This is a genomic window from Bacillus sp. 41-22 (assembly GCF_025809295.1).
GTDB lineage: Bacteria > Bacillota > Bacilli > Bacillales > Bacillaceae_G > Bacillus_A > Bacillus_A mycoides.
The window spans coordinates 4,006,843-4,019,702 of the sequence record NZ_CP084035.1 but is presented as its reverse complement, the minus strand read 5'-3'; the positions used below and the strand labels follow the sequence as shown (position 1 = coordinate 4,019,702).

Here is a 12,860-nt window from a genome sequence, read left to right as displayed (position 1 = left end):
ATGAAAAGGATGAATCTAGATTTTTCGGCAATTACGCCTTCAATACCATATATATTAAAGGGATTAGAAGTTACATTGAAAATTGTAGCTGCATCAGCTGTGGTAGGATTTATTTTAGGAACGTTATTAGCACTTTGCAAAATTGCTAGAATACGAGTATTAAATATTGCAGCAGATATTTATACGTCAATATTTCGTGGCACACCGCTAGTATTACAATTAATGATTATTTATTTCGGTGTTCCGCAAATGATGGGTTATGAGATACCGGCCTTTTTAGCAGCTGTACTTGCATTTAGCTTAAATTCAGGTGCATATATGTCAGAAGTAATTCGTGCCGGCATTCAAGCAGTCGATAAAGGACAAACAGAAGCAGCAATGGCTTTAGGTATTCCGTACAGTAAAATGATGAGAAATATTATTTTTCCTCAAGCTTTAAAAAATATATTACCAGCACTTGTGAATGAGTTTGCGACACTTACGAAAGAGTCGGCTGTAGTAACCGTAATAGGAGCGACTGATTTAATGCGCCGTGCTTATATTGTAGGTGGTGAAACATTTAAATATCTTGAGCCATTACTTTTTGTTGGACTTATTTATTATATATTAGTAATTATTCTTACATTAGTCGGGAAAGCCATTGAAGGGAGAATGAAGAAAAGTGATTAAAATTGACAACCTTCATAAATCATTTGGGAAAAATGAAGTATTAAAAGGAATTACAACAACGATTGAGAAAGGAGAGGTTGTTGCAATTATTGGACCGTCTGGATCTGGAAAGTCAACGTTTTTACGCTGTATGAATGTATTAGAAGCGCCGACAGATGGTCACATTTGGATTGGAACGGAAGAAGTAACGAATCCGAAAACAAATATTATGCACGTTCGTGAAAATGTCGGAATGGTATTTCAACATTTTCACTTATTCCCTCATATGACTGTATTAGAAAATATTACGTATGCTCCTATCAATGTAAAAGAAGTAACGAAGCAAGAAGCTGAAAAAAAAGCTGAGAAACTTCTAGAAAAAGTGGGGTTATTAGATAAGAAAGATGCATATCCAAATCGTCTTTCAGGAGGACAAAAGCAACGTGTAGCAATTGCAAGAGCGTTAGCGATGGAACCGGAAGTTATGTTATTTGATGAACCTACCTCTGCGCTAGATCCAGAAATGGTGAAAGAAGTGTTAGAAGTTATGAAATCATTAGTTACGACAGGAATGACGATGGCAATCGTTACACATGAAATGGGATTTGCAAAAGAAGTAGCAGACCGTGTTCTCTTTTTAGATGGTGGAAAGCTCGTAGAAGATAGTAATCCGGAAGAGTTTTTTACAGCACCAAAAAGTGACCGTGCAAAAGAATTTTTGCAAAAGATATTGTAATATGTGAAGGGTACGTGAATAATAGGTAGAAAAGGATGACATTGCGTCATCCTTTTTTTATACTATTTTTAAATACATTTATACATATAGGAGTAATGATATGTTTAAAATTGGATATAGAACAGTGAAAACAGCGCTTGGAACGGGAGCGGCAGTTTTTATTGCTCAGTTATTAGGATTAGAATTTTATAGTTCAGCTGGTATTTTAGTCATTTTATGTGTGCAAAATACGAAACGAAAATCCGTTCAAGTATCGTTGCACCGTTTTTTAGCTTGTGTATTATCGATGGTATTTGCGTTTTGTATTTTTGAAACGATTGGTTATACACCACTAGCGATTAGCGTATTACTGCTTACCTTTATTCCAACTGCAGTTATGTGCAAAATTCAAGAAGGGATTGTCACGAGTTCGGTTATCGTTATGCATCTGTATTCATTAAAGCAAATTACATGGTCTATAGTTGGTAATGAAATTGCTATATTAACGATTGGAATTAGTGTCGCTTTATTAGTAAACATGTACATGCCAAGCAGTGAGAATAAACTGAAAGAGTATCAAGGAAAAATAGAAGAGCATTTCAGAACGATTTTGTTTGAAATGGTCGTTTATTTACGGAATCGAGATAGTAATTGGAGTGGGGCCGAATTAATTGAAACAGAAATGATGCTGAAAGAAGCGAAAGATTTATCATTTAAAAAACTTGAGAATGAATTTATGCGTGAAGATGACTATTATTATCGGTATTTTGATATGCGTATGCAACAATTTGAAATTTTGGAGCGCATGATACCATTAGCTGCATCACTATCTTGGACGTATGAACAAGCTGATATGATTGCAGACGTAATTGAAAATATAGGGAATTCTATTCGACCTGAAAGTACAGGGGTCATTTCGTTAAGACAACTTCAAGAAATGCGAGAAGTATTTAGAGAAATGCCTTTACCAGTCTCGCGAGAAGAATTTGAAATACGTGCAAAACTTGTTCAACTTGTTTATGAGATGGAGCAATATTTACTCATTAAAAGTCGTTTTAAGGGAAAGGATAATATAAAAGAACTTATTTAGAAGGTAGGAACTATATATGCCGTATCTTCTTTCTTTATTATTATGTCTTTCTCTATCACCGATCTGGCCTCTTGGTGATAACCCACGTGCTGGAGATCCTTTTATAATTGTAAATAAAGCAACGAATAAACTAGCTTACATCGATGATGGGAAGATCCAAAAGGTTTTTCCAGTAGCGACAGGGAAAACAAATGAATTAACCCCAGAAGGAACTTTTGACATTGTATTGAAGGCGAAGGATCCCTATTATATTGCGAAGGATATTCCTGGGGGCTCTCCAAAAAATCCACTTGGATCGAGGTGGATGGGATTTAATGCAAGAGGAACGGATGGAAGTAAGTATGGGATACACGGGACAAACCAGCCTAGTTCAATTGGAAAATATATTTCGCAAGGATGTATAAGAATGAAGAAACATGATGTGGAATATTTGTTTGATCGTATTCCAATTGGAACGAAAGTATCGATTGTGAAATCGAAAAAAACATTTCAGCAATTGGCGAAGGAAAAAGGGGCCATAGTATTTGGAAAAGTCAACGAAACGGTTGGCTTTTTCTTTTATTATAAGTTGTCTTGACATGTGTACATAACCATGCGTTAATGAGAATATATAAAGATAATTGAGTAAAGGGGTTGCTCATATGTATTTAAATCCAAAAATTTCTTACATGCAGTTTTGTGTTGGTTTTCTATTTGTTATTACATTCATATTGGCAACTTTTAATATATGTTCTTACGTTGTAGCGATTGTATTTATGGCATTACTCAATCTTACTTTTGTTATTGGGGCATTTCAGCAGAAACAATATACAAGTTTTGTAATAGCACTTGTAATGGCCTTTTCCTTTAGCATTGTAGCAATTGTAATATATATAAAATAAAATGTTCATTACAAGATAGACTATCTCGATTTCGAGATGGTCTATTTTGTATGTGTAAGCAGTAAAAAAAGGACGAGTGAATCGTCCTTTTTACCAAAACATACTTGCGCCAGTAAGTAATGTTGTTACAAGCATAGAAATTAGCATTATATAAACCATAATTTTTTGAGCTTTTTTATGCATCGTTAAACCTCCTTGCAAATCAGTACAATTTCATTGTAACGAGAAATGAAATTGTGGACAAGGGGAGAGAAAGGACAAAATTCGGGAAGGGGGTGCAAAATATTACAGGAAATTTGAGCATACGTAGAGAATATGTTAAAAGATAGATTATTAATTTTTTTTTATGCAAGCTGAAGAATGGAGATACAATGATGAAAATATACGAGACAGATCGTTTACATTTAAGAGAAATTGATGAGTCGTATGCGGAAAAAGTTCTTCAATATTACGACAAAAATCGTGAATTTTTAAAAGCGTGGGAAGAGTATAGACCGGAGGGGTTTTTCACGTTAGATTATCAAAAGAAAAAGTTACAAAAGGATAGAAAAGAGTTCGCGGAAGGCAAGATTATCAGGCTTTGGATTTTTAAAAAGGGTGATGATACAAAAATTATTGGATGTATTTCATTTAATCTAATTGTTCGCGGAATTTATCAATCTTGTGTACTCGGTTATAAATTAGATAAGGAAGAATTGAATAAAGGTTACACAACAGAAGCGCTTAGAAAAGCAATTCAAGTTACCTTTGAAGAATTTCATTTACATCGTATAGAAGCACCAATTATGCCACGAAATTTAGCATCTATACAAGTAGTGACGAAGATAGGATTTCAATATGAAGGTGTATCTCGAAAAATGCTAATGGTAAATGGCATCTGGGAAGATCATATGCGCTGGGTATTGTTAAACGAGTAATAGAAGGCAGATGGGTATCTAGATGTGTTAACCATCTGTTTTTTGTCTTGTATTTCGAAACTTTTGCGAAATTCTGTTATAATTAATGTTGTTACATACATAATGGTAGTGCAGGAGGCGCAGTCTTATGATTAATCAAGAACGTTTAGTAAATGAATTTATGGAGTTAGTACAAGTAGATTCTGAAACAAAATTTGAAGCAGAAATTTGCAAAGTGTTAACAGAGAAATTTACTGCTTTAGGTGTAGAAGTATTTGAGGATGACACGATGGGTGTGACTGGTCATGGTGCAGGTAACTTAATTTGTACTTTACCAGCAACAAAAGACGGTGTTGATACAATTTATTTCACTTCTCATATGGATACAGTAGTTCCTGGTAATGGAATTAAGCCTTCTATTAAAGATGGATATATCGTATCAGATGGTACTACAATTTTAGGAGCCGATGACAAAGCAGGATTAGCATCTATGTTTGAAGCAATTCGTGTCTTAAAAGAGAAAAACATTCCTCATGGTAAAATTGAATTTATTATTACAGTTGGAGAAGAATCTGGTCTTATTGGCGCAAAAGCGTTAGATCGCGAGCGCATTACTGCAAAATATGGTTATGCATTAGATAGTGATGGAAAAGTTGGTGAAATTGTAGTTGCAGCGCCAACACAAGCGAAAGTGAATGCGATTATTCGCGGGAAAACAGCTCATGCTGGCGTAGCACCAGAAAAAGGTGTATCTGCAATTACTATCGCAGCAAAAGCAATCGCAAAGATGCCACTTGGTCGTATCGATTCTGAAACAACTGCAAATATTGGACGTTTTGAAGGTGGTACACAAACAAATATCGTTTGCGATCATGTTCAAATCTTTGCAGAAGCTCGTTCTTTAATAAATGAGAAAATGGAAGTACAAGTTGCAAAAATGAAAGAAGCATTTGAAACAACTGCAAAAGAAATGGGTGGTCATGCAGACGTTGAAGTAAACGTTATGTATCCAGGATTTAAGTTTGCTGCTGGCGATCACGTTGTAGAAGTTGCGAAACGTGCAGCTGAAAACATTGGTCGTACGCCTTCTCTTCACCAAAGTGGTGGCGGAAGTGATGCGAACGTAATCGCAGGACATGGTATCCCAACAGTTAACTTAGCAGTTGGTTATGAAGAAATTCATACAACAAATGAAAAAATTCCTGTTGAAGAATTAGCGAAAACAGCAGAATTAGTTGTAGCTATTATCGAAGAAGTAGCGAAGTAAGTAATAAAGTCAAAAAGACGTGTGAACCAATTATGGTTTACACGTCTTTTTTTATTTTGATTCAATTGCTTTCACAAGGCGGATAAGCCAATATAAGAAGACCCACGGAAGTACATAAGTTGTTGCAAAACGTATGAAATGAGAGAAGATTCCTAAAGCGTAAATGTTAATGTTAAAAAGGGGAAGTAACAAATAATTAATCGCAAGGATTACTATAATAATAATAAATACATAATTGAGTTTATTATGTTGTTTCATAACGATTCACCTCCTTTACAATAATATCCATTTGTTACGTGCAGTATAGCAAAAAATAGATAGAGAAAAGCCAATAATTATTATAACGTGTAAAGAAATTTGATATAATGAAGGAACAAATGTTCTTTAAGGGGTGAGTAGTATGCGAGAAATGTATCCGAAAAATGGACGTGTTATTTTACATGTAGATATGAATTGTTTTTTCGCATCTGTCGAAATTGCTCATGACCCATCATTACAAGGAAAGCCATTAGCGATTGCGGGGAATGAAAAAGAGAGAAAAGGGATTATCATAACATGTAGTTATGAGGCGAGAGAATATGGAATACGTACGACGATGCCTCTATGGGAAGCGAAGCGATTATGCCCGCAATTAGTTGTGAGGCACCCTAATTTTACATTATATCGAGAAGCTTCATTTCAAATGTTTCAAATTCTTTCCCGTTTTACAGAAAAAATACAACCGTTTTCTATAGATGAAGGGTATTTAGATATTACAGATTGCTATGTGCTCGGTTCGCCTCTTGAAATAGCGAAGATGATTCAACAAGCGTTACTAACAGAGTTACAGCTTCCATGTAGCATTGGGATTGCCCCAAACCTTTTCCTAGCAAAGACTGCTTCAGATATGAAAAAACCTCTTGGAATTACAGTACTTCGAAAACGTGATATCCCAGAAATTATTTGGCCACGATCAGTTGCAGAGATGCATGGAATCGGAGAGAAAACAGCTGAAAAACTAAAAGACATTCATATACATACAATTGAACAGTTAGCAAAAGGAGACGAGCATATCATTCGCGCTAAAATTGGAAAGCACGGTGTTGATTTACAAAAACGTGCAAAAGGTATGGATGACAGGGAAGTTGATCCGAATCAAATGGGACAACATAAAAGCGTTGGAAATTCGATGACTTTCTCAAAGGATATGGACGAAGAAAAAGAATTACTTGATATGTTAGAAAGATTATCGAAATCAGTAAGCAAAAGGCTACAAAAACGAACTCTCGTTAGTTATAACATTCAAATTATGATTAAATACCATGATCGTCGCACGGTAACACGGAGTAAACAATTGAAAAATGCAATATGGGAAGAACGGGTTATTTTCCAAGCAGCATCACGTTTATGGAAGCAACACTGGGATGGTGATTCTGTTCGCCTGTTAGGTGTTACAGCTACTGAATTAGAGTGGAAGACAGAATCAGTGAAACAGTTAGATTTGTTTTCATTCGAAGAAGATGCGAAAGAAGAGCCGTTACTTGCTGTTATTGATCAAATTAATGAAAAGTATGGAACACCTCTTTTACAGAGAGGTAGTCAATTATTGCGTAAGCAAGAAAAGTCGTTTCAGCAAAAATTAGAAAATAAGTTTATGTAGAAGGTTTTAGAGATTTAAACCCTTCTTTTTTAGATGGAAGAGAGGGTCCAGCCATTCGATGTCTCCATTGTCTTTCCATTCCGATGCAAGCTCCTACAATAATTGCTATAAATAACCTTAATACGATGTCATACCATATCATCATGGTTACCTCCATACATATAAGTACATGTTTATATTTTTTGAGAATGAGTGAGAAATACCCACTCATTCTCATTTTTACAACCAGCTGTGGAATTTTTTAATATAAAGCTTTTTCAGGAATTGTGTTAAGAAAGCATAGCCTAATAATATTCCTATGAGCCACGGGAAGTAGCTTAGTGGTAATGCTTGTAAACCAATTGCTGCACCAAGTGGTGAGAATGGAATGTAAATTCCGATTGCCATAATACAAGCGGTTAATATAAGAACTGGTATTGATGCTGTACTTTGAATGAACGGAATTTTCTGTGTTCTAATCATATGGACAATTAATGTTTGAGTTAGCAACCCAACGACAAACCAACCAGATTGGAATAGCGATTGTTCTCCAGGTGTATTTGCACCGAACACATTCCACATGACAACGAATGTGATAATATCGAATATAGAGCTAATTGGACCGATGCCAATAATGAAGTTACGCAAGTTTGCAGTATCCCATTTTCTAGGCTTCTCTAGAAATTCCTTATCCATTTTATCCCATGGAATTGAAAGCTGTGAAATATCATAAAGTAAGTTTTGAATTAAGAGATGAATTGCAAGCATCGGTAAAAATGGAATGAAAGCACTTGCCACTAATACACTAAATACATTTCCAAAGTTAGAGCTAGCTGTCATTTTTATATATTTTAAAATATTGCCGAAAGTAGTGCGTCCTTCTAAAATACCTGCTTCTAATATAGTTAAACTTTTTTCAAGTAAAATAATATCGGAAGATTCTTTTGCAATGTCAGTAGCAGTATCAACAGATATTCCAACATCAGCATCACGTAGTGCAACGGCATCGTTAATACCATCCCCCATATAACCTACAGTATGACCATTACCTTGCAATACGCGAATGATGCGGGACTTTTGCATTGGATTTAGTTTTGCGAACACTGTTGTTTCTTCTGCCAGTGTTGCTAATGTTTTATCTGGTAAAGAATCAATTTCGTAACCGAGGACAGGCTCACCTATATTTAATCCCACTTCTTTACAAACTTTTTTTGTAACAATTTCGTTATCGCCTGTTAAGATTTTCACTTGTACGCCATGTTTTTGCAATGCTTGAATTGCAGAAGCAGCAGATGGTTTAGGTGGATCTAAAAAGCCGATATATCCAGTAAGGATCATAGTGGATTCATCTTGTACTGCATAAGCTTTATGATAAGGTTTGTTATCGTTCTTGTATGCTACAGCGATGACACGCATTCCTTCACTATTTAAAGTTTCGCTGAGATGTTTTACATTTACTCTCATTTCTTCAGTGAGAGGGACAATTTGTCCATCAACTTCAGTGTAGTTACAAATTGATAAAATTTCTTCTACGGCACCTTTACAAACCATTGTATGTTCACCTAAAATATTTTTCACGATGACAGACATGCGACGCCGAGCAAAATCGAATGGAATTTCATCTAGCTTTTGAAAAGCTGATGGATCAAATTTATGGTTCTCCTCTGTATGTTCAATAACAGCTTTATCTATTAAATTTTTCAATCCAGTTTGATAGAAGCTATTTAAATAGGCAAAGTGTAATACACGATCGCATTCATTTCCGTTAGGATCTAAATGACGAACTAGGACAACTTTATCTTCTGTTAAAGTTCCAGTTTTATCTGTGCAAAGAATGTTCATAGCACCTAAGTTTTGAATTGAGTTGAGCTGTTTTACAATTACTTTTTGTTTAGACATGTTCACGGCGCCTTTAGCTAAATTAGCAGTTACAATCATTGGCAGCATTTCAGGTGTAAGGCCAACTGCAACAGCAATAGCAAAGAAGAAAGCTTCTTGCCAATCTCCTTTTGTGAATCCATTAATGAGAAGGACAATGGGTGCCATAATAAGCATGAATGTGATTAAGAGCCAACTTACTTTGTTTACGCCTTTATCAAAGTTTGTTTCTACACGTTTTCCGATAACCTTTTTTGCTAAAGAGCCGAAATACGTATCCGTACTAGTTGAAACAACAACAGCTTTTGCGCTACCGCTAACAATATTTGTACCCATAAAGCAAAGGTTTTCCATATCGAGCGGATTGTAATTTTTTTTCATGTTTTTCGGTAATATATGTTTATTTTCCGTATGGTAGCAGTTTTCGTATTTTTCTACAGGAAGTGCTTCCCCGGTTAAAGAAGACTGATTAACAAATAAATCTTTTGCGGATAAAATACGCACATCAGCTGGCACGATATCACCAGCTGAAAGTGAAATAATATCGCCAGGTACAAGTTCTTCAATTGGAATTTCTGTTGTGTAATTTCGATTTAAATTTGTTACGTTTTTTGTTTCGTGTACAAATCCATCTATTCTAAAGACACTCGCAGTTGTTCGAACCATAGCCTTTAACTTATCCGCCGCTTTCTGAGAGCGGAATTCTTGTAAAAAGCGAATCGTTGCACTTAGCAGTACCATTACAGATACGACAATTGTTCCTTGTATATCATCTGTGAAAAAAGAGAGTGCTCCAAGAGCTAACAAAACAAAAATAAATGGATTTTTAAATGCCAGCAGAAATTGAATGTACCACGGCAATGTTTTATTATGAGCGATTTCGTTCGGACCATATAAAGAAAGTCTACGAGACGCTTCTTGTTTAGAGAGTCCATCTTGTGTTGTTTCTAAGAGTTTTAACGCAGAGTTTACATCCTGTGTTGCAACTTCCACTAATAATTCGTTATTTGCTTTCATGCTATCTTGATCGTAAGCATGCTTCGTTTCTTGTTTTTGTAAATTTAACATTGGTAGTTCCTCCCTTTCATGAAGGAGGAAACAATCTGTTACTCGACTATTTTAAACAGGGAGGAACAGCTTCTTTCCTACCTACATGATGAAATATAAATGTAAAACATATGGGTATCTGGGCCGAATCATCACTTGACACTGTTCCTCACCTCCATACAATTTAATAGTTTCTGAATATGCTATGTTTGTTTCATAGTAGGGTGCATAAAGATATAAAAAAGACCTTTACTCAAAACGAGTAAAGGTCTGAATTCATAGTCAAAAAGAGTCAACAACAAAGACTGTTAGTAAACATAGATAAAAACAGTTTTTGTGTATGACAAAACATACGCACCTCTCCCTCGTTGAGTTTTAGCACTGTATAGCATAGGTACTGAAACCAGCTACGTTAAGAAAGGCCTTCATTCCGACCTTTCCTGTTGACCCATTGGCGTCTCTCGACATTTTTGGGCAGCAGCGTTTCTCTATACAGGAGCCTCACCTAACAGAGACCATATTCAATTACACGTTGAATATTAGCACTGTAAAATCGTAGTGTCAATATCTTTTTAATCTGTTTTTTTGAAAAATCAAATAGATTTATGATGGCTATATAGTAGGAAATAAGCGGAGTTTTTTGAAATAAGGCGGGAAAATAAATACTTTAATGAACATAAATAAAAAGCACTGATTACAGTGCTTTTTATTATAGATTATGAGATTGTAGGATTTTCAAAAATAACAATTTCTGAGTTACTTGTTGTTGAAACGCGTTGTGCGTAATATGTTAAAGCTGAAGAAATATATGTTGGTAACGTCTCATTTGTATGTGATGTTGTATATTCATGGATTAATTCTTTTAAAGTCGTCCATTCTAATTGTGCTGGGTGATCAGAAACGAAAGAACTTACCCAGCGATCAAATGAAGATGAAAAATCAGTTTGTAAACGAAATACTTCTTTCATAATAAAACGCTCCCTTAAAATGTAGTACAATCATTTTACCACAAAATACGAACGATAGCTAAATTTTTTAAGTATAATGTTCGTGTTATATAGTTGTCTAGATGATTGGTTATACAAATTCAATTTGCCATTTGAAATAACATTCCGTAAGATGAAAGATAGATTATATAAAGAGCTGGAGGAAAGAAAGTGGAATTTGTATTTTTAGGGACTGGTGCAGGTGTTCCTTCAAAAGGAAGGAATGTTTCAGCAATTGCTTTGCAGTTGTTAGAAGAACGAGGACAGACTTGGTTATTTGACTGTGGCGAGGCGACGCAACATCAAATACTACATACGTCTGTACGTCCACGCCGCATTGAAAAAATATTTATTACGCATTTACATGGCGATCATATTTTTGGATTGCCGGGTTTATTGGGTAGCCGTTCGTTTCAAGGTGGAACAACAAAATTAACAGTGTACGGACCAAAAGGAATTAAACAATTTATTGAAGTGGCATTATTAGTAAGTACGACACATGTTAAATATCCACTTGAAATCGTTGAGATTACGGAAGAAGGTATTGTGTTTGAGGATAATGAATTTTGTGTAGAAACAAAAAGGTTATCACATGGAATTGAATGCTTCGGATATCGAATTGTAGAGAAAGATATACAGGGAGCTCTTTTAGTGGATAAGTTACTGGGAATGGGTGTGAAACCTGGTCCAGTTTTTAAACGCTTAAAAGATGGTGAAGTAGTTGAATTAGAGAATGGCACAGTGTTAGATGGAAAAGATTTTATTGGCCCGCCTCAAAAAGGAAGAGTTATTACAATTTTAGGCGATACACGATATTGCGAATCGAGTAGAGAGCTTGCGCAAGATGCTGACGTACTTGTTCATGAAGCGACTTTTGCGGCAGAAGATGAACAACAAGCGTATGATTATTTTCATTCCACATCTAAGCAAGCTGCGAGTATTGCACTTCAGGCAAATGCAAAACGCTTAATATTGACTCATATTAGTTCTCGTTATCAAGGAGATACATATAAGGAATTATTGAAAGAGGCAAGAGAGCTATTTTCTAATACAGAAATAGCTACGGATTTAAAATCATTTCCAGTAGAAAGATAATAATGTTGTGAAAAAATGGTGACGATAGGTTGCCATTTTTTTTATTTCTAAAAAAAATTAAAAATAAAACTGTTATCATTTTATTTTTATATAGGATGACACAGAAAGTTTTAATGATGTGAAGATATAGGATAAAAATACATAATGCCGATTATTTAGAAAAACTGTTATATAAGTCAGACGACATACGAGTGGTACAAGTAGCGAAAATGGATTTTTATTCAGAACTTTTAAAATTCATTAAAAGTAAGCGTTTTATTAAAAACAAGCTATAATGAGGGCAGATTATAATTTATTGTAGGCTACATGCGTTTTAGCCATTTGTCATAACAAGTGAAGTTGACTAAATCGTGAGAGAGCAACATGGAAATTATAATAGGAAGGATATTACTATTATTTGTACTAAGTCTTTTTTCCTTTTTAGCTTTAAAATATCAAAAGGTATGAAAGCAATGGGAGTTTCACTTGTTTATGCTATGCTTGTAAGGGGTTCTGTGTTAAACTTTGGATTGCTACCAGACTTTATTGTGGACTATCTTATATTATTTTTAAATGCAGGTAATGCTAAGTTTCTTATTTATTATTATAACTGGTATTATTTCAGGATATATTGCTTCACTGTTATTCAAAAACTATCCAATTCTTACAGCGGAACAAATTCGTGGTACGACTGGAACAGCAACCGATTCGGTAGCTTAATAGAATAGTAAATAATTTTTTCATAGAGGTTTAGGGGGAG

At 35.0% G+C, this 12,860-nt stretch carries 15 protein-coding genes and 1 riboswitch; of the genes, 10 read left to right on the top strand and 5 right to left on the bottom strand.

Translation table 11 applies throughout. The features are described 5' to 3' along the window. Nucleotides 1-9 precede the first annotated feature (9 nt). From LCF45_RS20495 to LCF45_RS20475, 5 genes are all read left to right on the top strand, one after another. Entirely contained in the window at nucleotides 10-669 is a 660-nt protein-coding gene (locus LCF45_RS20495) for an amino acid ABC transporter permease (RefSeq protein WP_002067073.1), read from the top strand. Then, a complete protein-coding gene (locus tag LCF45_RS20490; protein ID WP_002088545.1) occupies nucleotides 662-1,384 on the top strand; it encodes an amino acid ABC transporter ATP-binding protein in 723 nt (240 codons plus the stop codon). Before LCF45_RS20495 ends, LCF45_RS20490 begins: the two co-directional genes overlap by 8 nt. Before the next feature lie 100 nt (nucleotides 1,385-1,484). Further along, on the top strand, nucleotides 1,485-2,453 hold the full coding sequence (locus LCF45_RS20485) for an aromatic acid exporter family protein (RefSeq protein WP_002033971.1): 969 nt from the start codon (nucleotides 1,485-1,487) through the stop codon (nucleotides 2,451-2,453). Nucleotides 2,454-2,469: 16 nt separating this feature from the next. After that, on the top strand, nucleotides 2,470-3,030 hold the full coding sequence (locus tag LCF45_RS20480; RefSeq protein WP_002015103.1) for a L,D-transpeptidase: 561 nt from the start codon (nucleotides 2,470-2,472) through the stop codon (nucleotides 3,028-3,030). A 64-nt stretch (nucleotides 3,031-3,094) separates the two neighbouring features. Next, complete coding sequence (locus LCF45_RS20475) at nucleotides 3,095-3,334, top strand: DUF3894 domain-containing protein (protein ID WP_002088543.1); 240 nt, start codon at nucleotides 3,095-3,097, stop codon at nucleotides 3,332-3,334. Between the two features lie 90 nt (nucleotides 3,335-3,424). Here LCF45_RS20475 and prli42 read toward each other — a convergent pair whose 3' ends face one another. Next, the gene (prli42, locus tag LCF45_RS20470; RefSeq protein WP_000549036.1) at nucleotides 3,425-3,517 is read right to left on the bottom strand and encodes a stressosome-associated protein Prli42; all 93 of its coding nucleotides are present in this window, start codon (nucleotides 3,515-3,517) and stop codon (nucleotides 3,425-3,427) included. Between the two features lie 188 nt (nucleotides 3,518-3,705). Between prli42 and LCF45_RS20465 the strand changes: the two genes are divergently transcribed. Both LCF45_RS20465 and LCF45_RS20460 read left to right on the top strand, forming a co-directional pair. Beyond that, nucleotides 3,706-4,251, top strand: a complete 546-nt coding sequence (locus LCF45_RS20465; RefSeq protein ID WP_002015105.1) for a GNAT family N-acetyltransferase — start codon at nucleotides 3,706-3,708, stop codon at nucleotides 4,249-4,251. Between the two features lie 127 nt (nucleotides 4,252-4,378). Continuing rightward, a complete protein-coding gene (locus LCF45_RS20460) occupies nucleotides 4,379-5,497 on the top strand; it encodes a tripeptidase T (RefSeq protein WP_002111705.1) in 1,119 nt (372 codons plus the stop codon). 51 nt (nucleotides 5,498-5,548) lie between these two features. Here LCF45_RS20460 and LCF45_RS20455 read toward each other — a convergent pair whose 3' ends face one another. Next, the gene (locus LCF45_RS20455) at nucleotides 5,549-5,755 is read right to left on the bottom strand and encodes a hypothetical protein (protein ID WP_002129020.1); all 207 of its coding nucleotides are present in this window, start codon (nucleotides 5,753-5,755) and stop codon (nucleotides 5,549-5,551) included. A gap of 142 nt (nucleotides 5,756-5,897) precedes the next feature. Between LCF45_RS20455 and LCF45_RS20450 the strand changes: the two genes are divergently transcribed. Beyond that, nucleotides 5,898-7,136 (top strand): DNA polymerase IV, encoded by a 1,239-nt coding sequence (locus LCF45_RS20450; RefSeq protein ID WP_002129018.1) that lies wholly within the window; start codon nucleotides 5,898-5,900, stop codon nucleotides 7,134-7,136. On the opposite strand, the gene LCF45_RS20445 is transcribed toward LCF45_RS20450, so the two are convergent. From LCF45_RS20445 to LCF45_RS20435, 3 genes are all read right to left on the bottom strand, one after another. Further along, complete coding sequence (locus tag LCF45_RS20445) at nucleotides 7,129-7,278, bottom strand: hypothetical protein (protein ID WP_162208024.1); 150 nt, start codon at nucleotides 7,276-7,278, stop codon at nucleotides 7,129-7,131. The genes LCF45_RS20450 and LCF45_RS20445 overlap by 8 nt on opposite strands. 77 nt (nucleotides 7,279-7,355) lie before the next feature. Then, nucleotides 7,356-10,061, bottom strand: coding sequence for a magnesium-translocating P-type ATPase (gene mgtA / locus LCF45_RS20440; protein ID WP_088045137.1), 2,706 nt, complete (start codon nucleotides 10,059-10,061; stop codon nucleotides 7,356-7,358). 333 nt (nucleotides 10,062-10,394) lie between these two features. Continuing rightward, nucleotides 10,395-10,560, bottom strand: a riboswitch (M-box (ykoK) riboswitch). 196 nt (nucleotides 10,561-10,756) lie between these two features. Then, on the bottom strand, nucleotides 10,757-11,008 hold the full coding sequence (locus tag LCF45_RS20435; protein WP_000665712.1) for a DUF3932 family protein: 252 nt from the start codon (nucleotides 11,006-11,008) through the stop codon (nucleotides 10,757-10,759). Nucleotides 11,009-11,197: 189 nt separating this feature from the next. Between LCF45_RS20435 and rnz the strand changes: the two genes are divergently transcribed. Beyond that, a complete protein-coding gene (rnz, locus tag LCF45_RS20430) occupies nucleotides 11,198-12,121 on the top strand; it encodes a ribonuclease Z (protein WP_002184997.1) in 924 nt (307 codons plus the stop codon). A 561-nt stretch (nucleotides 12,122-12,682) separates the two neighbouring features. After that, nucleotides 12,683-12,820, top strand: a complete 138-nt coding sequence (locus LCF45_RS20425; protein ID WP_002066987.1) for a hypothetical protein — start codon at nucleotides 12,683-12,685, stop codon at nucleotides 12,818-12,820. The last annotated feature ends 40 nt before the right edge of the window (nucleotides 12,821-12,860 follow it).